The sequence below is a fragment of the Roseovarius indicus genome, assembly GCF_008728195.1.
Lineage (GTDB): Bacteria > Pseudomonadota > Alphaproteobacteria > Rhodobacterales > Rhodobacteraceae > Roseovarius > Roseovarius indicus.
Window position 1 is genome coordinate 5,363,296 of the sequence record NZ_CP031598.1, and the last position, 21,605, is coordinate 5,384,900.

Genomic DNA, 21,605 nt, shown 5'->3' on the forward strand with positions numbered 1-21,605 from the left:
GCCGCAAAAGCCGATAATCGCCTCGCGCAAGACCGTGCAAAGGGGAAAATGATGTCCGCGCCGAAGAAAGTCGTTCTGGCCTATTCCGGGGGGCTTGATACCTCGATCATCCTTAAATGGCTGCAAACCGAGTATGGCTGTGAGGTCGTGACTTTTACCGCCGACCTCGGCCAGGGCGAAGAACTCGACCCGGCACGGAAGAAAGCCGAGCTTCTGGGGATCAAGCCCGAGAACATCTATATCGAGGATATCCGCGAGGAATTCGTGCGTGACTTCGTTTTCCCGATGTTCCGCGCCAACGCGCTTTATGAAGGGCTATACCTGCTCGGTACCTCCATTGCGCGTCCGCTGATTTCCAAGCGGCTGGTCGAGATCGCCGAGGAAACCGGCGCCGACGCCGTGGCCCACGGTGCGACCGGCAAGGGCAACGACCAGGTGCGCTTCGAACTGGCAGCCTATGCGTTGAATCCCGAGATCAAGGTGATCGCGCCCTGGCGGATCTGGGATTTGACCAGCCGCACCAAGCTGATTGACTTCGCCGAACAGAACCAGATTCCGATTGCCAAAGACAAGCGCGGCGAGGCGCCGTTCTCTGTCGATGCGAACCTTCTGCACACTTCCTCCGAAGGCAAGGTGCTGGAAGACCCCGCTGAAATGGCGCCAGATTACGTCTACCAGCGCACGACCCACCCAGAGGATGCCCCGAACGAGGCCGAATTCATCGAGGTCGGGTTCGAGAAGGGTGATGCCGTCAGCATCAATGGCGAGACGCTGTCGCCTGCGGCCTTGCTGACCAAGCTGAACGAACTGGGCGGCAAGCACGGCATCGGCCGGCTCGACCTTGTCGAAGGCCGCTTCGTGGGCATGAAATCACGCGGGATCTATGAAACACCCGGTGGCACGATCCTGTTGCAGGCACATCGCGGAATCGAGCAGATCACGCTCGACCGTGGCGCGGCGCACCTGAAAGACGAACTGATGCCCCGTTATGCCGAGCTGATCTATAACGGTTTCTGGTACAGCCCAGAGCGTGAGATGCTGCAAGCCGCAATCGACCGGAGCCAGGAACATGTGACCGGCACCGTTCGGTTGAAGCTGTACAAGGGGTCGGTCAACGTGGTTGGCCGCTGGTCGGATCATTCACTTTATTCCGAGGCGCACGTAACCTTCGAGGAAGATGCCGGCGCTTACGATCAGAAAGATGCGGCCGGTTTCATCCAGCTCAATGCACTTCGGCTCAAGCTTCTGGCCGCGCGCGACCGGCGCCTGAAACGCTGAAAAAGGAAAGGGCGGCGGGATTTCCCACCGCCCTCTCTTTCGGGATGGTTACGTTTACTGCGCGGTGATCACCGTCATGACCAGTTCGCCATCGGGCTTGATCGGCCCATCTTCCTTGGCACCCAGCGTATATTCGAAGATACCGGTCTCCATACCGCCGTCTTCGGCGTGAACCATCAACATCAGCATGTCGCCGGCTGCCACGTCTTCTGTCAGAATAGCGGCCACGTCCATCGTTTCGCCTTCACGGATCGGGGCATGGCCGACGACCGGGCCGGGTTTCATCTCGGCATCGGTGCGGTGAACGACAAGCCAGCCATTTTTCGGCGCGGCGATCATTTCGGCACTGACAACGCCGTTCGAGACGTCTTGGTCGGACGCTTTGACCATCGGCTTCATGCCGTGGTCGTCCGCCAGTGCGGTGCCGGCGGCCAGGATGGTGACTGCGGTAAGGCTCATCAGGGTCTTCATCGGAAATCTCCATTCTGTTGAATTCGGCGCTTTGTGTGTGCGCTCGGGTACAGACACGACTCCCGATGAAATAAGTTTCATCCTCTTAATCAGGCGAGCGCTACCTCGCTCAAAGGCTGGTAATAGGGCATCGCCGCCTTGGCCAAGGCCGCCTGCTCTTCGGTGAGATCGGGCAAGTCGCCCTCTGCGGGGGCAAAGCCGGTAGATCGATGCACGGCACTGTACCAATGCGGGGCCCAGACGCCGTCATCCGGGTGCCCACCTTCAGGCCATGAGAGCATTGACGGATCCCACGAGAGGCCGATGGCATTGCAGAGCTTGCGCAGCATCCCTTCCGGGTCTCGCCGAATATCGGCAGAATCCAGAACAACGGGGTTCTTCCCCTGACCTTTCAGTTGTTCATAGAGATCGAGCTGCTGGATAAACCCGATATCGGAGAGAGTCGGGTTCTCGTATTTCGCCGAGAAGCTGGCTGCGACCCGGGCCGGATGGCGAATAAGGAAAACGTTGGTCATAGCCGCAATCCAATTTCGCGGAATCCCTGCGATCATGTGCTGCGTCATGTGCTTTTGATAGAAATGAGGCTTCCCTCCGGGAATCGGGCCGAGGAGCTGCGCGATCACATCCCTAGGGTCAGAGGGTTGCGAGGCGATGATCTCATCACGCATCGGATGGTCCAGGCCAGTCTGCGTCAGGTAGCTGGAATAGAAAGGCTCATCCACCACGGCGAAGTCAGCACGCGCCCCGAAGGCGTACATCATCGCCGTCGACAGGTTGCGCGGCCCAGACCACATCGCGATCCGCATCAGGCTGTTTCCCGCTCAATCAGAGCCTTGTACAGCCCTTGAATCGTCTTGGTGACGGGCCCAGGCTGGTCATTCCCTATCAATCGTCCATCGATCTCGCTCACCGGCGTTTGCGCACCAAAGGTGCCGGTCAGGAACGCCTCGTCGGCGCCATAGGTATCCACGAGGGAGTAGTTGCGTTCGTAAACCGGAATCTGGTTCGCGCGACAAAGATCTATCACCTTCTGCCGGGTGATGCCGTTCATGCAATAGTCGCCCGTGCTGGTCCAGACCTCGCCCTTGCGAACGATAAAGAAGTTACAGGCGTTGGTGGTGTTCACGAAGCCATGCACATCGAGCATCAGCCCCTCGTCAGCACCCGCTTTCTCGGCAGCGATGCAGGCAAGAATGCAGTTGAGCTTGGAATGCGAATTGAGTTTCGGGTCCTGCGTCATCGGCAGGCCACGCATATGAGGGACCGTCGCAAGGCGTATCGGTCGCCCGAACTGGGGCTTGGAATGTTCCATGATGATCGTCACGGTCGGTCCCTGTTTCGACAGCGAGGGGTGCTGGAAAGGCCGGCTTTTGACGCCCCGCGTCACCATCAGGCGGGCATGGGCATCTGACGTCATTTCGTTCGCTCGTTGCGTCTCTAATACGGCTTGAAACACCTCGGCTCGGGTCATGCCGATATCGAGATCTATCGCCTTGGCCGCTTCGAACAACCGATCAAGATGCTCGTCGATAAACGCCCACGTCCCGTTGTAGAGCCGCAGCCCCTCCCAAACCCCGTCGCCCAGCATGAAACCGCTGTCGTACACGCTCACCAGCGCCTCGGCCTTGGGCACGATCTTTCCGTTCAACCAGATCCGAATGCTTTCGTTCCGCGCATCTTCCTCGGCCTGGTGGGTGGTTTGATGGTCTGTCATCTGGGCCCCGAATTGTTACAGGCGATCCCTGCGCCGCCAGGTTGCGACACGTTATTGAGGGCGGAATCCGGTGCCAAGGGTAAATTCGGCTCACCACTGCGTGACTTGACCACGCGGCATATTGGTGAGACCGGCGCAGACTGTCACAGTGGCCTCGTCCAATATGGAGGTCACGTTCATGATCATGCAGTTCAAGGAAGTCAAAGCCGTTCTGCTTGCCGGGCTCATCGTTGTGGGTGTCGGGGTGCAGTGCACCAAGGCCCGAGCGGCCGGGACCGAAATATTGACCGTTGCCGGCGGCTGTTTCTGGTGCGTCGAAGCCGACTTCGAAAGCGTCCGAGGCGTGAAAGAGGTTGTCTCAGGTTACACCGGCGGAACGACGAAAAACCCAACCTACAAGGAAGTCACCCGCGGCGGCACAGGCCATTACGAGGCGGTGCAGATCTATTATGACCCGGGCCAGGTGTCGGAAGAACAGCTTCTTCACATGTTTTTCCGCTCAGTCGACCCCACCGATGCCGGTGGCCAGTTCTGTGACCGTGGCGCCAGCTATCGGACGGCGATTTTCGTGAAAGATGCCGCCGAGCGCCAGGCGGCAGAGGCCGCCAAGGCAAACGCAGGTCAGGAGCTTGGGCGAAACATAGTGACTCCGATCCTCCAAGCATCGCCCTTCTACAAGGCCGAGGATTATCACCAAGATTACTATAAAGGGTCTAAGCTGGTGTTCACCCGCGCAGGTCCGAAAAAGCAATCGACCGCTTACAAGTTCTATCGCGAAGGCTGTAACCGCGACAAACGTATTCGGCAGCTTTGGGGCGCCGACGCACCGTTCACCGGCAGCTAGGCGAGGAAGGCCTCGACTTCGACGAGGGTCGGTATTGCATCTGCCGTCCCGGGTCGCGTCACGGAGATCGCCGCAGCGGCTGCGGCACGCCGCAGGGCACCTTGTGGGCTCATTCCCTGCGACAGACCAGCCACGGCGTAGCCGGCAAACGTATCGCCTGCCCCTGTTGTATCCACCGGGTCTACCGAAAAGGCCGGAATAGAGACTGTTTGCAGTAAGCGTGTGTCATGCCAATCGGCTCCCTTGGCGCCTTTCGTGATCAGCACATTCGCCACAGGCAAATGCAAGACCGGTTTTCCAAGTGCCTTGGTCAATTGCCCCGCCTCGACCTCGTTCATTATGAGAAGGCTCAGATGCGGCAGTAAACGCGCGACGGCATCGGCGTCGAACGGCGCTGCCGAATAAGCAACACACATCCCGATACCATTTGCCATCTCGGCGGCTTCCAGTTGGTGCGAGGTCTCATTCTGCAGCAAGAGCCAGTCGCCCGGGCTGGCCTCTGCAAAGGCAGCTTTGATCTGCTCGGGGCATTGATCGTGATTGGCGCCGGGGTAGATAACGATCTGGTTTTCGCCGGCGCTGTCGATCATCACGATGGCATGGGCGGTCGGCAGGTCGCTGATCCGGATACCGGCTACATCGGCCCCTGCCGCGGCCAGTTGATCGACAAGCCATCGGCCATCGCTTCCGACTGATCCTATGTGGCGCACCCTGGCGCCCGCTCTCGCCACGGCAACGGATTGGTTTGCACCTTTCCCGCCGAGCCCCGAAGACATCGCCGTTGCGGCCAAAGTTTCACCCGGGCCCGGCAAACGCGGCATCCTGTAAAAGAAATCCGCGTTGATCGACCCCAGGTTATAGATCATCGGTGTTTATCCCACCTTGCACGCCGCCAGGACTGCCATGTTGAGAATATCACTGGCCGTCGACGTCGAAGAGCAAATCTGAATCGATTTGTCGATACCCGCAAGGATCGGTCCGATCACGGTCGCTCCGGCCATTTCCTGCATAAGCTTGGTGGATATCGACGCCGAATGCCGGGCCGGTACGACGAGGATGTTCGCCGGGCCGGTCAGGCGTTGGAACGGATAGTAATCCTGGGCAGCCTTGTTCAGGGCCACGTCGACCGTCATCTCGCCCTCGAACTCGAAATCGACCCCGCGCGCTTCAAGGACCATGGGCGCCCGGTGCATCTTCTCGGCCCGCTCTGACCTGGGATACCCGAAGGTGGAAAACGACACGAACGCCACGCGCGGCTCGATCCCAAGGCCGCGCGCCACATCGGCTGCCCGTTCGGCAATGTTCGCAAGGTCTTCCTCGTCCGGCCATTCATGCACCAGCGTATCGGTGATCATGACGATCCGACCTTTGTGCAAGAGCGTCGTCACACCGACGGCCCCATGTTCAGCGTCAGCGTCGAAAACGTGATTGATCCGGTCGAGGACATGGGCCGACTTGCGCGTCGCTCCTGTCACGAGACCGTCGCCATGACCGTGGGCCAACATCAGGGCCGAGAACACATGCCTGTCACGTGCCGCGAGGCGGTGAATGTCTTGCTGGTCGAAACCACGCCGCTGCAGTTTGCCGTAGAGGAAGGATTTGTATTCCTCGAGGTGCTCGGTCTTGGCGGCGTTGGTGATTTCGATCTCGTCGAAGGCATCGCCAAGACCGGCAGCCTCGAGCTTTTGTTTCACGTCTTCGTCGCGACCAACCACAACCGCATGTCCAAAGCCCGTGCGGGTGTACTGCACCGCGGCGCGAAGCACGCGGGGGTCATCACCCTCGGCAAAGATCATTCGGGCCTGGGCATTGCGGGCCCGTGCATTGATCGACCTCATGATGGACGCGGTTGGATCGAGCCGCGATTTCAACGCAAGTTCATAGGCGTCCATATCCACGATCGGTCGCCGTGCGGCGCCGGTATCCATACAGGCGCGGGCCACGGCCGGCGGGATCGTGTGGATCAGGCGCGGGTCGAAGGGTGTAGGAATAATGTAATCGCGCCCGAAAGACAGTTTCCTGCCATAGGCTATCGCCACTTCATCAGGCACGTCTTCTCGCGCCAACCGGGCAAGGGCATGAGCGCAGGCGATCTTCATCTCGTCATTGATCGCCCGTGCATGCACGTCGAGCGCGCCGCGGAACAGGTACGGAAAGCCCAGGACATTGTTCACCTGGTTGGGATAGTCCGACCGGCCGGTTGCAACGATGGCGTCGGGCCGAACCTCGTGCGCATCTTCCGGGGTGATTTCCGGATCAGGGTTGGCCATGGCGAAGATCACCGGATCGGGAGCCATCGACTTGACCATGTCCTGCGTCACCGCACCTTTGACCGACACGCCGAGGAAGACGTCGGCATCCTTCATTGCCTCTTCCAGCGTCCGCAGCTCGGTACTCACCGCGTGGGCCGACTTCCACTGGTTCATGCCGTCCTGGCGGCCCTGATATATGACTCCCTTGGTATCGCAGGCTATGCAGTTTTCGTGCCGTGCGCCCATGGACTTGAGCAGTTCGATACAGGCGATGCCTGCGGCGCCGGCGCCGTTCAGAACGATACGGCAATCTTCGATCTTCTTACCCGAGAGGTGCAGCGCATTGATGAGCCCCGCCGCACATATCACCGCCGTGCCGTGCTGATCGTCGTGAAAGACCGGAATATCCATCTGTTCCTTGAGCGTTTGCTCGATGATGAAGCATTCCGGTGCCTTGATATCTTCGAGATTGATGCCACCGAAGGTCGGGCCCATCAGCCTGACCGCCTTGATGAAATCCTCCGGATCTTCGGTATCGAGCTCGATATCGATGGAATTGACGTCAGCGAACCGCTTGAACAGCACCGCCTTGCCTTCCATCACCGGCTTCGAGCCCAGAGCGCCGAGATTGCCGAGACCGAGCACCGCCGTCCCGTTGGAAATCACTGCCACCAGGTTGCCCTTGTTCGTGTAATCGTAGGCAAGTTCGGGATTTCGCGCGATCTCTTCACAAGGCACCGCCACACCGGGAGAATACGCCAGCGACAGGTCGCGTTGCGTGGTCATCGGCACGGTCGCCGTTACCTCGAACTTGCCGGGCGTGGGTTCGAGGTGGAAGGCAAGCGCCTCTTCACGGGAAAACTTGGGATTGGGCATGGTGTCCGCTGTCATTTGTCGATGTGTCGGTTGATCCTTACCGGGGGTTTGCCTGCGGCTCAACAGTGGTGAGAATTGGGTTTCGCCCGCGACGCGCCGTTTGTAAGGTCTGGCGAAGTAGGAACGGGGGAAATCGTGACGTCGCAGAAGCCAGCCGTGACGCCGATGATGGCGCAGTACCTGGAGATCAAGGGGCAGTATCCCAATGCTCTCCTGTTCTATCGGATGGGCGATTTTTACGAACTTTTTTTCGACGATGCCGTTGCGGCAGCCGAGGCGCTGGATATCGCGCTGACGAAACGGGGCAAGCATCTGGGAGAAGATATCGCAATGTGCGGGGTGCCGGTGCATTCCGCCGAGGGATATTTGTTGACGTTGATCCGCAAGGGCTTTCGCGTGGCGGTGTGCGAACAGATGGAAGACCCGGCCGAAGCAAAGAAGCGTGGGTCGAAGTCGGTGGTGAAGCGCGATGTCGTGCGTTTGGTCACGCCGGGCACCCTGACCGAAGAGAGCCTGCTGGAGGCCAGGCGTCATAATTTCCTCGCGAGTTTTTCACGCGTCCGCGGGGAAAGCGCGCTGGCATGGGTCGATATCTCGACAGGTAGCTTTCACGTCATGCCTTTGCCCGAGGTTCGCTTGGGGCCGGAACTGGCGAGATTGGCGCCCAGCGAGCTGATCCTTTCGGAAACCGATGAGTTGAACCTGGAGGACGTGACCGCCGAGGCCGGTGTTTCGGTGACACCTCTGGGTCGGTCTGCCTTTGACAGTACGGGTGGGAACGATCGGCTTTGCGCGTTGTTTGGTGTCGAAACGCTCGAGGCCTTCGGCAGTTTCACGAGGCCGGAAATTGCCGCCATGGGCGCACTGGTCGAGTACCTGGAGATAACGCAGAAGGGCAAACTGCCGCTGTTGCGCACGCCTGTCCGCGAAGCGCAGGCACGTGTCATGCAGATAGACGCTGCCACGCGCCGCAATCTCGAATTGACCCACGCGCTTTCGGGCGGACGGTCGGGTTCGCTTCTGGCTGCGGTCGACCGGACGGTGACAGCCGGTGGCGGACGACTTATGGAGCGGCGTTTGTCATCTCCATCACGCGTGCTCGACGTGGTTCAGCAACGGCAGGATTGCGTGGCTTTTGCCGTGGAACAGTCTCGTTTCTGCAATGATCTGCGAGAGGCCTTGCGGCGCGTACCGGACCTTGATCGGGCCCTTTCACGGCTTGGTGTCGATCGTGCCGGACCGCGAGACCTTGCCGCGATCCGCAATGGTCTGACCCAAGCCGCGCAGATCGCCGGTTTCATCGGCGGGATGGACCTGCCTGATCTGATGACGCGTGCCGTGCGCGACCTGTCTGGCCATGACGAACTGCTCGATCTTCTTGACCAAGCCCTAGTTGCGGAGCCTCCACTCCTCGCGCGCGAGGGGGGGTTCATCGCGGAAGGATATGACCAAGAACTCGACGACGCGCGCCGCCTTCGGGATGAAGGTCGTGGCGTGATCGCGGGCATGCAAGCAGATTACGTCGAGCTTACCGGCATTCAGAGCCTGAAGATCAAGCACAACAACGTTCTGGGTTATTTCGTCGAAGTCACGGCGACGCATGCCGAAAAGATGCTTTCTGCTCCACTGAACGAAACCTTCAAACACCGCCAGACCACTGCCAATCAGGTCCGGTTCACCACGGTTCCGCTAAGCGAGATGGAAACCAAGATCCTGAATGCCGGCGGGCGAGCTCTCGATATCGAAAAAAGGCTCTACGAAAGCCTGAAAGCGTCGATACTGGACGAGTCGGCATCGCTATCCCAAACCGCGACGGCCTTGGCAGAGCTCGATCTGGCGACCGCGCTTGCAGATCTCGCTCGATCCGAAAACTGGTGCCGGCCCAAGGTCGACGCGAGCCGCGCGCTTCTGATTGAAGGAGGGCGCCACCCGGTGGTGGAGCGCGCGCTTCGGTCGCAAGGCGGCGACCCTTTCATCGCAAACGACTGCGCCCTCGGCGACGACAGCGATATCTGGCTTCTTACCGGCCCGAACATGGCCGGCAAGTCGACTTTCCTTCGCCAGAACGCACTGATCGCCGTGCTGGCCCAGATGGGCGCCTACGTTCCGGCGCGTTCTGCTCATATCGGCATGGTCAGCCAGCTCTTCAGCCGGGTCGGCGCGTCTGACGACCTGGCCCGTGGGCGTTCGACCTTTATGGTCGAGATGGTGGAAACCGCCGCCATTCTCAACCAAGCCGACGATCATGCCCTGGTCATTCTCGACGAGATCGGGCGCGGCACGGCGACGTATGACGGCCTTTCCATTGCTTGGGCCACGCTGGAGCATTTGCACGAAATCAATCGCTGCCGCGCCCTGTTTGCCACGCATTATCACGAACTGACCAATCTCAGTGACAAGCTGGAGCGCGTCGACAATGCCACGGTCGCCGTCAAGGAACACGAAGGCGACGTTATTTTCCTGCATGAGGTGCGCCGTGGCGCTGCAGACCGGAGTTATGGGGTTCAGGTGGCCAAGCTGGCCGGTTTGCCGCAATCCGTGGTCGATCGGGCGCGCGTCGTTCTGGACGCCCTGGAAAAAGGCGAACGCGAAGGACACGGCAAGCGAGAAGCCTTTATCGACGACCTGCCGCTCTTCGCCGCGAGCCCGCCGCCGCAACCCAAGGCACCGACAGAAACCTCACTTGCGGAGAAACGGCTCGGTGAAATCCTACCCGACGAGTTGACGCCGAGAGAAGCGCTCGAACTTGTCTACGAATTGAAAGGCCTTCTGAAAGGCTGACGCATCAGCTCTGGAAAGAAGACACGCCCACCTGTGCCGGCCGCAGAATTCGATCGTAAAGCATGAATCCCTGTGCCGAGACCTGGATGATGTCGCCCTGCTTCGTGCCAGGCAACGGCGCTTCGAACATCGCCTCGTGCTGTTGCGGATCAAACCGGTCGCCGACCTGCGGATCGATGACCCGGATGCCGTGCTTTTCGAAGACCTTGATCAACTCGCGCATGGTCAGCTCGATCCCCTCGATCATGGGGCCAGCCACCTCGCGCTGTTCATCGGTCACGGATTCGACGGCACGCTTCATGTTGTCATAGACCGGCAACATGTCACGAGCCAATTTGGAACCGCCGTAGTTCTCCGCCTCTGTCCGGTCTTTCGCCGCGCGTTTCCGCGCGTTTTCGGCATCGGCGAGCGCCCGCATGAATTTGTCCTGCAGGGCATCGCGTTCCGCCCTTAGCGTTTCGACCTCGTCCTGTTCCTCCGGGCCGTCATCCGCCATGGAAGCTTCTACTTCTGCCTCCGCCTCGGCGATATCGTCCAGGAACCGGTCTTCGTCACGCTCTGCCATTCTTGCACCTCTAACTTCGGTCCGCGATCAGTTTGCCGACGATCTGCGCCGTGTAGTCAACGATCGGCACGATGCGGCCATAGTTCAAGCGCGTCGGGCCAATCACGCCCACCGCGCCAATAATCTTTCGGTCAGCGTTCATATATGGAGAGACCACCAAAGAGGAACCCGAAAGTGAGAAAAGTTTGTTCTCTGAGCCAATAAAAATTCGCACGCCCTCGCCCTCATCGGCGAGTTCGAGAAATTCAGCGATGTCACGCTTGCGCTCGAGGTCGTCAAACAGCGTTCTGATACGGTCGAGGTCCTCTTCCTCGGTCTCGGGGTTCAGCAAATTCGAACGTCCGCGCACGATCAGCCTTTCGTAGTTGTCTGATTCGCCCTCCCAGATGGCGAGGCCGCTTTCGACCAGTTGCTGGGCCAACTGGTCAATCTCCTGCCGGCGTGACTCGATCTCCTTGGCGATGACCGATTGAAGGCCGGACAGCGTCTTTCCTTCGACCAGCGCGTTCAGGAAATTCGCCGCCTCCCGCATCGAACTGGGCGTTTGGCCCGGTGGCGGCGTAAATATACGGTTTTCGACATGTCCGTCGGCAAAAACGAGGACGACAAGCGCGCGATCATGTCCGAGGCCGACGAACTCGATATGCTTGATCGGCGCTTCATGCTTTGGCGCCAGCACCAGGGACGCGCCGTGGGTCACACCGGAAAGTGCCGAGCCGATCCGGTCAAGCGCCGTGCCAACATCATCGGAATTGCTTCCGAGTGTGGCATCGATCATCTGCCGGTCCGTGCTATTCAGGTCGCCGACTTCGAGTAGCCCGTCCACGAACATCCTCAAGCCTTCTTGCGTCGGGATACGGCCTGCGGAAACGTGCGGGCTATTGAGGAGGCCAAGATACTCCAGATCCTGCATCACATTGCGGATTGTCGCAGCGCTGACCTTCTCGCTCATGTTGCGCGTCAACGTGCGAGAGCCCACAGGATCGCCCGTTGCGAGATAAGTTTCGACGACGCGACGAAACACTTCGCGCGAGCGCGCGTTCATCTCTTCGAGAACCTTGCCTGCGTCGTTCATGCCGAAGGACATCCTTCTTACGTGATCCGCCATTAAAGACGGACAAATGAAAACGTCAATCGGGGTTGCGCATGCCGATGGCGGACATGTATCCCCAACGCACCAAATAACGAGGTATTTGCCATGCGGCCTTCCGGGAGAGACTTAAGCGAGATGCGTCCGGTTTCAATCGAAACCGGGGTTACGAAACATGCAGAAGGCTCGTGCCTGATCAAGGTCGGTGACACGCATGTTTTGTGCACCGCGACGATCGAAGACCGCGTGCCGCCGTTCATCAAGGGATCAGGCCTTGGCTGGGTAACGGCGGAGTACGGTATGCTGCCCCGGTCGACCACCAGCCGCATGCGGCGCGAGGCCACGGCGGGCAAACAAGGCGGGCGTACTGTCGAAATTCAGCGGCTGATCGGCCGTAGCCTTCGGGCCGGGATTGATCGGGTTGCGCTGGGCGAACGGCAAATCACGGTTGACTGCGACGTCATCCAGGCCGATGGCGGCACCCGTTGCGCCTCGATCACCGGGGGATGGGTCGCGCTTCGCCTCGCGGTTCAGAAGCTGATGAAAGTCGGTGACGTTATCAGCGACCCGATGACCGACCCTGTTGCGGCTGTCAGCTGCGGCATTTACGCGGGGCAACCCGTGCTGGACCTCGATTATCCCGAAGATAGCGATGCCGGCGTCGATGGAAACTTCATCATGACCGCGTCGGGCCAGCTGATCGAGGTTCAGATGAGCGCTGAAGGCGCAACCTTCTCGCGCTCTCAGATGGATCAACTCATGGATCTTGCAGACAAGGGCGTTCGCGAACTGGTCGAAGCACAGAACGCGGCGGTCAATGCGTAAGTTTTCGGGCGATACACTTCTGGTCGCAACGCATAACGCCGGCAAGCTGGAAGAAATCGGCAATTTGTTGGAGCCTTACGGCGTCGGTGTCTTGGGCGCCGCCGAAAAAAACTTGCCTGAGCCAGAGGAAACCGAAACCACGTTCGTCGGAAATGCCCGGATCAAGGCTCACGCCGCGGCCAAAGCCACCGGCCTGCCGGCGCTTTCCGATGATAGCGGTATCGAGATCGACGCTCTAGGCGGCCGGCCGGGTGTCTGGACAGCGAATTGGGCTGAAACGGAAACCGGACGAGACTTCGTTATGGCGATGACGCGGGCGCATGACGAGCTGCTTCAGGCCCAAGCCCCCCAACCCTGGACGGCGCGCTTCTGCTGCACCCTCGTGCTCGCCTGGCCCGACGGACATGATGAAGTCTTTCCCGGAACCGTGGAAGGACGCATCGTCTGGCCCATGCGGGGGAGCGAAGGCCACGGCTATGACCCGGTTTTCCAACCGGACGGGTATGATGTGACATTCGGTGAGATGGATCGCTGGGGAAAGAACCGCATCAGCCATAGGGCCGACGCCTTCGCCAAGCTCGTGCAGGGCTGCTTTGACTGACGATTGGCAGAATGGTGGCTTCGGCCTCTACATTCACTGGCCTTTCTGCGAAGCCAAATGCCCCTATTGCGATTTCAACTCGCACGTCACCCGAAACATCGACCAGAACCGCTGGAAGAGAGCCTATTTATCCGAGATAGATCGCTATGCGGAAATGCTCCCGAACCGTGTGTTGAACACGGTTTACTTCGGTGGCGGCACGCCCAGCCTGATGGATCCCAGCGTTGTTTCTGACGTTCTTGAGCGAATCCGCAAAAGCTGGCCCGTTGCGAACGACCTTGAAGTCACGCTGGAAGCCAACCCGGGCTCAGTCGAAGCGGGGCGCTTTTCAGCGTATGCAGACGCCGGCGTTTCCAGGGTTTCCATGGGCGTTCAAGCATTGAACGATGCTGATCTGCGCAAGCTCGGGCGCATTCATTCAGTTGCCGAAGCTTACCAAGCGTTTGATATCGCAAGAAAATTCTTCAATCGTGTGAGTTTTGACCTGATCTATGCGCGCCAGGATCAGACAGTCGAAGCCTGGCGCAGTGAACTCAAAGAAGCCTTGTCGATGGCCGTGGATCATCTTTCTCTTTACCAGCTCACCATTGAACCTGGTACGGCCTTCGGAGAGCGATTTGAACGAGGAAAACTGCGCGGTTTGCCCGATGACGACCGATCCGGCGATTTGTACGAGGCGACGCAAGAAATCTGCGGTACAGCGGGCCTTCCGGCATATGAGGTGTCCAACCATGCCAAACCTGGTGCGGAATCCCGGCACAACCTTGTCTATTGGCGCTATGGTGATTACTGCGGAATTGGGCCCGGGGCCCATGGACGGATCACACTTGATGGTCAACGCCACGCCACCGAGGCGTTCTGGCAACCAGGAAAATGGCTTGCCGGGGTAGAGGCTTCCGAGAAAGTTGAAGACCGAAGCGCGATTGGGGGCCAAGATCAAGCCGACGAGTATCTCATGATGGGCCTTCGTCTCACCGATGGCATTGATGCACGGCGGTACAAGGCTATGTCTGAAAAGGACCTGTCAGCCAACACGCTGACTCGGCTCGAGGAGATCGGCATGATCGTGCAGGACAGACACTATATTCGGGCCACTGCCGGGGGCCGGATGGTCCTCAACGCCGTGATAAAAGAGCTTCTCTCGGATTAAACCATGCGGATCGTCTGGCTTGTCTTGGGACTGCTCTGCATTGGCCTTGGGCTTGTTGGTGTTGTCTTGCCTCTTCTTCCCACCGTACCGTTCATGCTCCTCGCCGCGTTTTGCTTCGCGCGTTCTTCGGAACGACTTCATCATTGGCTTCTGACGCACCCGCAATTCGGCCCCGCCATCACCGACTGGCGAGAAAGGGGTGCAGTAAGTTTAAGAGCGAAAAAACTTGCGACCGTGTCTATTGCAGCGGTTTTCGCCCTGTCCTTGGTTCTCGGTCTGCGCCCGATGATCCTGTTAATTCAGGCGAGCGTTCTCAGTTGTGTTCTTATCTTTCTGTGGACAAGACCTAGCTACTGACACTCAGGATCCGGCAAAGATCGTCAAGCTGCTCAAGCGTGTCATAGGCGATAACGATCTGGCCGTTTTCTTTTCCCGGCTTGTGATCGATCAGTACTTTCATTCCGAGCCCTGCTGACAGGTCTCCTTCAAGCGCCTTGGTGTCGGCATCCTTTTCCGACTTGGCCGTCGGGGTCGTTTTGGCTCCGGATGACGAGACACTCTTGTTTTCCGACTTGGCCAACTTCTCCGCTTCGCGAACCGACAGGCCCTTCTTGATGATCTGCTTGGCCAGGGCCACCGGATCATCCGCGGTCACAAGTGTCCGTGCGTGCCCGGCCGATAGTTTTCCCTCGCGCACATAGGTCTGTACTTCGTCCGGAAGTGTCAAAAGACGCACAGAGTTCGCGATATGGCTACGGCTCTTGCCAAGTGCCGTGGCAAGACGCTCCTGTGTGTGGCCAAACTTTTCCATCAGTTGGTTGTAGCCGGCGGCTTCCTCCACAGCGTTGAGATCAGCCCGCTGGACGTTTTCTATGATCGCGACCTCGAGAACCTCGGTGTCATCGAATTCTCGAATTAGTGCCGGCACGGCATGCAGCTTCGCCATTTGCGCAGCGCGCCAGCGCCGTTCACCCGCGACGATCTCGAACTGCCCTTCCGACTTTGGACTCGGGCGAACAATAAGCGGCTGAATGATGCCTTTTTCGCGGATCGACGCAGCCAGGTCTTCCAGCGCCTCTGGATCGAATGCGCGCCGAGGCTGGTCGGGATTCGGAGCGATCATCTCGATGGGGATGACCCGATCAGGTTGTTTGGCGTCTCCTGCCTCTTCGCCATGCCCCTCGTTCACGTCTGCCATCAATGCCGACAACCCGCGTCCAAGACCGCGCTTGGGTTTCTTCTCTGCCATCCCGGCCTCTCCCTTGTTTTTTATGCCGCCACGGGCGTTTGGTTGCGGATCATCTCGGCTGCCAATTCGCGATACGCCTGTGCCCCTTTTGACGCCGTGTCATACCGCAGAACCGGCACCGAGTACGACGGCGCCTCGCTGACACGAACGTTTCGCGGGATCAGAGTTTTGAACACGAGGTCTCCGAGGTTCTGACGCGCGTCTTCTTCGACCTGCGCCGAGAGGTTGTTGCGCATGTCATACATGGTCAGCACGATCCCTTCGATACGAAGGCTTGGATTGGCAGACTGGCGGACTTCCCGAACAGTCAACATCAGTTGCGACAACCCTTCGAGCGCAAAGAACTCCGATTGCAAAGGAACCAGGACAGAGTGCGCTGCCACCATCGCATTGACCGTCAGAAGATTCAGCGAAGGCGGACAATCAATCAGTATGTAATCAAGGCCGAACTGGTCGATCGCCGGCTGACGCAGCGCGTCATGAAGCAGGAAACTGCGCTTTTCGTTGGAAATAAGTTCGATGTCGGCCGAACTGAGATCGACCGTTGCGGGAATGATCTGAAGGTTGTCTTCCCCGGTCTTCAGAACGACATCCTCAAGATCAACCTCATCCAGAAGAAGATCGTATGTCGTGTATGTCCGCGCGTCGGGCTCGATGCCCAGACCCGTCGAGGCGTTGCCTTGTGGATCGAGATCCACAATCAGCACGCGGCACCCGGATTCGGCCAGCGCTGCACCAAGGTTTATGGTTGTTGTCGTCTTGCCCACGCCACCCTTCTGGTTGGCTACAGCGATGATTTTCGGTGTTTTCGGCCGGGTCGGATCAGACACGGGCAACTCCTGCAATGCTCAATATTACGGGGCCATCTTCGGTCTTACTCTTAGCAACCCGGTGCTCGAAGTTCCACTTCTGTTGAGCTTCAGCCATCTCTTTTTTCCATGACGCACCTTTTGGAAATAGTGCCGTGCCCTCGGGCAAAAGATGGCGCTCCGCAAACTCCATCAGATGCGAAAGATCAGCCAGCGCTCGCGCGGTCAGGACATCACATTCGAGTGGCGTGATCGCCTCGATCCGGTCGGTCACGACCGTCGCAGGCGCTCGGGTCTCCCGAATAACTGTTCGGAGGAAAGCGCATTTGCGGGCATCGCTCTCAACAAGCGTCACGCGCTTCGGTGTGTCGTTCTCCAGTGCCATGATGGCAATCACCAAGCCGGGAAAGCCGCCCCCTGAACCAAGATCCGCCCAATGTTCAACAGGATGTGGAGCAAGATGGTAAAGTTGAGCTGAATCCTCGAAATGCCGATGCCATATATCGTCGATCGTGGATTTTGCCACCAGGTTGATCCGCGGATTCCATTTTTTCAGAAGTTCCGCATAGACCTCCAACCGATCCATTGTTTCACGTGAAACACCCCACGGCTCCGCGCCGCTCATGCGGTTCTCTCACGTTTCAAATGCCGCAAACGCGCGAGAACCAACGTCAACGCAGCTGGAGTCATTCCATCAATTCGACCAGCCTGGGCTAGATTTGACGGCCGCGTGGCAGACAGCTTGGCCTTCAGCTCATTTGAAAGCCCGTCAATCGCGCCGAAATCGAAGTCGACTGGTATTGCATGAGCCTCATCACGCTTCATCATCTCAACGTCACGGTTCTGCCGTTCGATGTAATTCGCATACAAGGCGTCTTTCTCGATCTGCGATCGGGTAATTTCGTCGACGTCAGACAAGCTCTCATCAAGTTTGAGCAGGGTTCTGAAATCAATATCGGGGAAGGCAAGCAACTGGAAACCAGTACGCCGCGAACCGTCCTGATTCACCTTCAAGCCAATCGCCGTAAGCTCTCTCGGCGTGAAGCTCTTGTCACCAAGGCGACGCCGAGCTTCCCCCAGCCTATCCATCTTATCCTGGAATGACGCCTTTCGATCATCACCGACACAGCCAATCGAAACCCCGATCGGCGTCAATCGCTGATCGGCATTGTCTGCGCGCAAGGAAAGGCGAAACTCGGCACGAGATGTGAACATCCTATAGGGCTCCGTCACACCCCGCGTGATCAGGTCGTCGACCATCACGCCAATATAGCTGTCCGACCGACTAAAGATCACCGGTTCCCTTTCACGAACAGCCAATGCCGCGTTCAAGCCAGCCACAATCCCTTGAGCTGCCGCTTCTTCGTAGCCCGTTGTGCCATTGATCTGTCCCGCAAGATACAAGCCCGGAACGGATTTCACGGCTAACGTCGCATCGAGCGCTCGAGGGTCAACGTAGTCATACTCAATCGCATAGCCAGGCTGAAGGATTCGAGCGGCTTCCAGTCCAACAATTGACCGTACATAGTCTTCCTGAACCTCCTCTGGCAACGACGTGGAAATCCCGTTGGGGTAAACCACGTTATCAGACAGGCTTTCCGGCTCGAGAAAGATCTGGTGCGAGGTCTTGTCTGCAAAACGCACGATCTTGTCCTCGATCGAGGGACAATAGCGCGGGCCGACGCCATCGATATGGCCTCCATACATCGCAGACCGGTCAAGATTCTGTCTAATGATCTCGTGTGTCGTTTCATTCGTGTGGGTGATGCCGCATGACACCTGGCGCGCGGAAATCCCCTCTGACATGAAAGAGAACAGAACCGGCTCTTCATCCCCCGGCTGTTCTTCAAGAACGTCCCAGTTAATCGTTGCTCCGTCCAACCTCGGGGGCGTTCCTGTCTTCAATCTTCCGAGGTTCAATCCGAAAGTGTCAATCCGCTCCGCAAGCTTGACGGATGGCCTATCTCCCATGCGACCACCTGGCCGCGATACGTCCCCGATATGTATCACGCCACGGAGAAACGTACCCGTTGTAAGGATGACGGCGCCGGCCCTGACCTCGCTCCCATCCGCGAGGATGACGCCCGCCACGCAATCACCTTGCATGATGAAATCCGCAGCTTCGCCCTCGATGATATCGAGGTTCGGCTGAGCAGTCATCTCTGCAAGCATTTCTTCCCGATAGATCTTTCTGTCCGCCTGCGCACGCGGGCCTTGAACAGCCGGGCCTTTCCTGCGGTTGAGAAGACGAAACTGGATGCCGGCCTTATCCGCGACACGCCCCATGACCCCATCCAGCGCGTCGATCTCACGCACGAGATGGCCCTTGCCCAAGCCACCGATCGCGGGGTTGCAAGACATGACCCCAATACCGTCTCGGGAAAGAGTGATCAGCGCTGTGCGCACGCCCATTCGTGCAGCTGCATGCGCTGCATCCGCGCCAGCGTGACCGCCGCCAATTACGATGACGTCAAAATGTTTCACGTGAAACACTCCTTACTTCCCGAGGCAGAAGCTCGCGAAAATCTCGTCCAGAACATTCTCGATATCGATGCGTCCTACCAGAGAATCAAGAGCACGGATAGCTGTCCGAAGCTCCTCTGCCGCAAGGTCGGCACAGTCTTCCCCCATGGGCAGCAGCTGCAAGGCAGCCTCAAGAGCAACCATACCGCGCCCCATGGAATCCTTGTGACGTTGGCGCGTTGCTACACCACTCCCGGTAGCCCGGGCCGCCAAGGTCTCCCTGATACGATCCACGAGACCTGTCACCCCCTCGCCGGTTTTCCCGGAAATCCCGTTCCCTACGTCTGAATTCAGATCAGACTTGGCGGTCAAAACGATGTCATCGTCCATCGGTTGGATTTCCGGAACTTGCCCAGGCTCAACCAAAAAGACGCGAAGGTCAGCTTGATCAGCACGGTTCCGCGCTCGATCGATCCCGATGGATTCCACGGCATCTTCAGTTTCGCGAAGGCCGGCGGTGTCCAACAACGTTACCGGCAATCCGCCAAGATCCATACGTACCTCAATAACATCCCGAGTTGTTCCCGCGTGTTCTGACGTAATCGCAGCATCCCGCCCCGCCAGGGCATTGAGCAGCGTCGACTTCCCAACGTTGGGAGCTCCAACGATCGCTACTTCGAACCCGGTGCGAATACGTTCCGCAATACCAACTCCATCGATTTCTCTTCGTAGCTCTTCGACCACGTTCATAACCAGCGAACCAACTTCCGGCGACACGTCGACCGGAACCTCTTCATCTGCAAAGTCAATCGTGGCCTCGAGAAGCGCAGCCGCACGAATCAAGCTACGCCGCCAAGCCTCGGCCTTTTGACCAAGATCGCCGGACAGCACGCGCATCGCCTGACGCCGCTGAGCCTCGGTTTCCGCATCGATAAGATCAGCCAAGCCCTCAACCTGAGCAAGGTCCAACATACCGTTCTCAAGGGCTCGTCGGGTAAACTCCCCTGCCTCAGCTGGCCTCAACCCATCCATGGAGCCCAATTCATCCAGCAATGCCGTGGTAACGGCCGTGCTGCCATGAACCTGGAATTCAGCGGAAACCTCTCCAGTAAAACTGCGATCCTGCTCGAAAGTAAGGATCAAGGCTTCGTCCAGTCGCCGGCCTTCTCGATCCCGCAGGACACGTAAAGACGCCTGGCGTGCAACCGGTACATCTCCGCAAAGCGATCGCACGGCATCATGCGCGGCCGGTCCCGACACGCGGATGATCGCGACACCGGCTTTGCCCGGCGCCGTCGAAAGAGCGAAAATCGTGTCCATGAGCGCCCTCCGCAGAGGCTCCCGGTCAGGTGTTCATCGAGTCGAAGAATTCCGAGTTCGTCTTCGTCTGTTTGAGTTTGCTCAACAGGAACTCGATCGCATCGGTCGTGCCCATCGGGTTGAGAATGCGGCGCAGAACAAACGTCTTCTGCAGATCTCCCTTGTCAATGAGCAGATCTTCTTTCCGCGTCCCTGACTTGAGAATGTCAATCGCCGGGAAGACACGCTTGTCAGCAATCTTCCGATCGAGCACGAGTTCCGAGTTACCGGTGCCCTTGAATTCTTCGAAGATGACTTCGTCCATCCGGCTGCCGGTTTCGATCAGTGCGGTCGACACGATGGTCAGCGACCCGCCTTCCTCGATGTTCCGTGCAGCACCGAAAAAGCGTTTCGGTCGTTGCAGCGCGTTCGCATCGACGCCACCCGTCAGAACCTTGCCTGACGACGGAACAACGGTATTGTATGCCCTACCAAGTCTTGTGATAGAATCGAGAAGAATAACAACATCTCGCTTGTGCTCGACCAGCCGCTTCGCTTTTTCAATGACCATCTCGGCCACGGCAACGTGCCGCGCAGCAGGTTCGTCGAAGGTCGATGAAATCACCTCACCCTTCACCGAACGCTGCATGTCCGTCACCTCTTCCGGCCGTTCGTCGATAAGCAGGACGATCAGGTAGCACTCCGGATGGTTACGTTCGATGCTGGCCGCGATGTTCTGAAGGATCACCGTCTTACCCGTCCGCGGCGGTGCCACGATAAGCGAACGCTGACCTTTACCAATCGGCGCAACCAGGTCGATGACCCGGGCTGACTTGTCCTTGATCGTCGGGTCCTCGATTTCCATCTTCAGCCGCTCATCCGGATAGAGCGGTGTCAGGTTGTCGAACGCAATCTTGTGACGCGCGTGTTCCGGATCAGAGAAGTTGATCTGGCTGACATTGGTCAGTGCGAAGTACCGCTCGTTGTCGTCAGGCGCACGGATTTCACCTTCGACCGTGTCCCCTGTCCGCAACGAGAACTGACGGATCGTATCGGGCGAGACATAGATGTCATCGGGCCCGGGAAGGTAATTCGCTTCCGGCGAACGAAGGAACCCGAACCCGTCCTGCAAGACCTCTAGCACCCCATCGCCAAAGACCGTCCAACCTTCATCCGCCCGCTCGCGAAGGATCTGGAACATCATTTCGCCCTTGCGCATCGTCGAGGCGTTCTCGATTTCGAGCTCCTCGGCCATGGCGAGCAGGTCTGCTGCGGTCTGAGCTTTCAGATCCGACAGGTTCAAACGGTCTTGGGACATGGGAAGACACCTTTTGGCTC

General features: G+C 58.5%; 20 protein-coding genes. 7 read left to right on the forward strand and 13 right to left on the reverse strand.

Annotation, left to right across the window (positions count from 1 at the left end):
* Window positions 1–51: 51 nt before the first annotated feature.
* A complete protein-coding gene (locus RIdsm_RS25870) occupies window positions 52–1,278 on the forward strand; it encodes an argininosuccinate synthase (protein ID WP_057813246.1) in 1,227 nt (408 codons plus the stop codon).
* A gap of 54 nt (window positions 1,279–1,332) precedes the next feature.
* On the opposite strand, the gene RIdsm_RS25875 is transcribed toward RIdsm_RS25870, so the two are convergent.
* The 3 genes from RIdsm_RS25875 to RIdsm_RS25885 all read right to left on the reverse strand — a co-directional run bounded on the left by RIdsm_RS25875 (window position 1,333) and on the right by RIdsm_RS25885 (window position 3,463).
* Complete coding sequence (locus tag RIdsm_RS25875; RefSeq protein WP_057812103.1) at window positions 1,333–1,749, reverse strand: DUF7282 domain-containing protein; 417 nt, start codon at window positions 1,747–1,749, stop codon at window positions 1,333–1,335.
* 89 nt (window positions 1,750–1,838) lie between these two features.
* Window positions 1,839–2,555, reverse strand: a complete 717-nt coding sequence (locus tag RIdsm_RS25880) for a sulfotransferase-like domain-containing protein (RefSeq protein WP_057812101.1) — start codon at window positions 2,553–2,555, stop codon at window positions 1,839–1,841.
* The gene (locus tag RIdsm_RS25885; protein ID WP_057812100.1) at window positions 2,555–3,463 is read right to left on the reverse strand and encodes a D-amino acid aminotransferase; all 909 of its coding nucleotides are present in this window, start codon (window positions 3,461–3,463) and stop codon (window positions 2,555–2,557) included. The genes RIdsm_RS25880 and RIdsm_RS25885 overlap by 1 nt, the downstream gene beginning before the upstream one ends.
* A 178-nt stretch (window positions 3,464–3,641) precedes the next feature.
* Here RIdsm_RS25885 and msrA point away from each other — a divergent pair, with 178 nt between their 5' ends.
* Complete coding sequence (msrA, locus tag RIdsm_RS25890; protein ID WP_057813244.1) at window positions 3,642–4,307, forward strand: peptide-methionine (S)-S-oxide reductase MsrA; 666 nt, start codon at window positions 3,642–3,644, stop codon at window positions 4,305–4,307.
* Here the strand turns inward: msrA and RIdsm_RS25895 are convergent.
* The gene (locus RIdsm_RS25895) at window positions 4,304–5,173 is read right to left on the reverse strand and encodes a ribokinase (RefSeq protein ID WP_057812097.1); all 870 of its coding nucleotides are present in this window, start codon (window positions 5,171–5,173) and stop codon (window positions 4,304–4,306) included. The genes msrA and RIdsm_RS25895 overlap by 4 nt on opposite strands.
* A 6-nt stretch (window positions 5,174–5,179) precedes the next feature.
* Window positions 5,180–7,435, reverse strand: coding sequence for an NADP-dependent malic enzyme (locus RIdsm_RS25900; RefSeq protein WP_057813242.1), 2,256 nt, complete (start codon window positions 7,433–7,435; stop codon window positions 5,180–5,182).
* Window positions 7,436–7,600: 165 nt separating this feature from the next.
* Here RIdsm_RS25900 and mutS point away from each other — a divergent pair, with 165 nt between their 5' ends.
* On the forward strand, window positions 7,601–10,216 hold the full coding sequence (gene mutS / locus RIdsm_RS25905; protein WP_057812095.1) for a DNA mismatch repair protein MutS: 2,616 nt from the start codon (window positions 7,601–7,603) through the stop codon (window positions 10,214–10,216).
* A 4-nt stretch (window positions 10,217–10,220) separates the two neighbouring features.
* Here mutS and RIdsm_RS25910 read toward each other — a convergent pair whose 3' ends face one another.
* Window positions 10,221–10,781: a nucleotide exchange factor GrpE gene (locus RIdsm_RS25910; protein ID WP_057812093.1), complete on the reverse strand. Its 561-nt coding sequence runs from the start codon at window positions 10,779–10,781 to the stop codon at window positions 10,221–10,223.
* Between the two features lie 10 nt (window positions 10,782–10,791).
* Window positions 10,792–11,856, reverse strand: a complete 1,065-nt coding sequence (hrcA, locus tag RIdsm_RS25915) for a heat-inducible transcriptional repressor HrcA (protein ID WP_057813240.1) — start codon at window positions 11,854–11,856, stop codon at window positions 10,792–10,794.
* A 123-nt stretch (window positions 11,857–11,979) separates the two neighbouring features.
* On the opposite strand from hrcA, the gene rph reads away from it, so the two are divergent.
* Genes rph through RIdsm_RS25935 form a run of 4 tightly spaced genes read left to right on the forward strand, consistent with a single transcriptional unit; the run spans window position 11,980 to window position 14,804 of the window.
* Entirely contained in the window at window positions 11,980–12,696 is a 717-nt protein-coding gene (rph, locus tag RIdsm_RS25920; protein WP_057812091.1) for a ribonuclease PH, read from the forward strand.
* On the forward strand, window positions 12,689–13,297 hold the full coding sequence (gene rdgB, locus RIdsm_RS25925; protein WP_057812089.1) for an RdgB/HAM1 family non-canonical purine NTP pyrophosphatase: 609 nt from the start codon (window positions 12,689–12,691) through the stop codon (window positions 13,295–13,297). Before rph ends, rdgB begins: the two co-directional genes overlap by 8 nt.
* Window positions 13,290–14,447: a radical SAM family heme chaperone HemW gene (hemW, locus tag RIdsm_RS25930; RefSeq protein WP_057812087.1), complete on the forward strand. Its 1,158-nt coding sequence runs from the start codon at window positions 13,290–13,292 to the stop codon at window positions 14,445–14,447. Before rdgB ends, hemW begins: the two co-directional genes overlap by 8 nt.
* 3 nt (window positions 14,448–14,450) lie before the next feature.
* The gene (locus RIdsm_RS25935; protein WP_074939923.1) at window positions 14,451–14,804 is read left to right on the forward strand and encodes a YbaN family protein; all 354 of its coding nucleotides are present in this window, start codon (window positions 14,451–14,453) and stop codon (window positions 14,802–14,804) included.
* On the opposite strand, the gene RIdsm_RS25940 is transcribed toward RIdsm_RS25935, so the two are convergent.
* The 6 genes from RIdsm_RS25940 to rho are packed head-to-tail and all read right to left on the reverse strand — an operon-like array spanning window position 14,794 to window position 21,585.
* Complete coding sequence (locus RIdsm_RS25940) at window positions 14,794–15,696, reverse strand: ParB/RepB/Spo0J family partition protein (RefSeq protein ID WP_057812084.1); 903 nt, start codon at window positions 15,694–15,696, stop codon at window positions 14,794–14,796. The genes RIdsm_RS25935 and RIdsm_RS25940 overlap by 11 nt on opposite strands.
* A 20-nt stretch (window positions 15,697–15,716) precedes the next feature.
* On the reverse strand, window positions 15,717–16,526 hold the full coding sequence (locus RIdsm_RS25945; protein WP_057812082.1) for a ParA family protein: 810 nt from the start codon (window positions 16,524–16,526) through the stop codon (window positions 15,717–15,719).
* Window positions 16,519–17,130 (reverse strand): 16S rRNA (guanine(527)-N(7))-methyltransferase RsmG, encoded by a 612-nt coding sequence (gene rsmG, locus RIdsm_RS25950; RefSeq protein WP_057812080.1) that lies wholly within the window; start codon window positions 17,128–17,130, stop codon window positions 16,519–16,521. The genes RIdsm_RS25945 and rsmG overlap by 8 nt, the downstream gene beginning before the upstream one ends.
* Window positions 17,127–18,998: a tRNA uridine-5-carboxymethylaminomethyl(34) synthesis enzyme MnmG gene (mnmG, locus tag RIdsm_RS25955; protein WP_074939919.1), complete on the reverse strand. Its 1,872-nt coding sequence runs from the start codon at window positions 18,996–18,998 to the stop codon at window positions 17,127–17,129. Before mnmG ends, rsmG begins: the two co-directional genes overlap by 4 nt.
* 3 nt (window positions 18,999–19,001) lie before the next feature.
* Window positions 19,002–20,288: a tRNA uridine-5-carboxymethylaminomethyl(34) synthesis GTPase MnmE gene (gene mnmE / locus RIdsm_RS25960; protein WP_057812077.1), complete on the reverse strand. Its 1,287-nt coding sequence runs from the start codon at window positions 20,286–20,288 to the stop codon at window positions 19,002–19,004.
* A 25-nt stretch (window positions 20,289–20,313) separates the two neighbouring features.
* The gene (gene rho / locus RIdsm_RS25965) at window positions 20,314–21,585 is read right to left on the reverse strand and encodes a transcription termination factor Rho (protein WP_057812075.1); all 1,272 of its coding nucleotides are present in this window, start codon (window positions 21,583–21,585) and stop codon (window positions 20,314–20,316) included.
* Window positions 21,586–21,605: the final 20 nt, after the last annotated feature.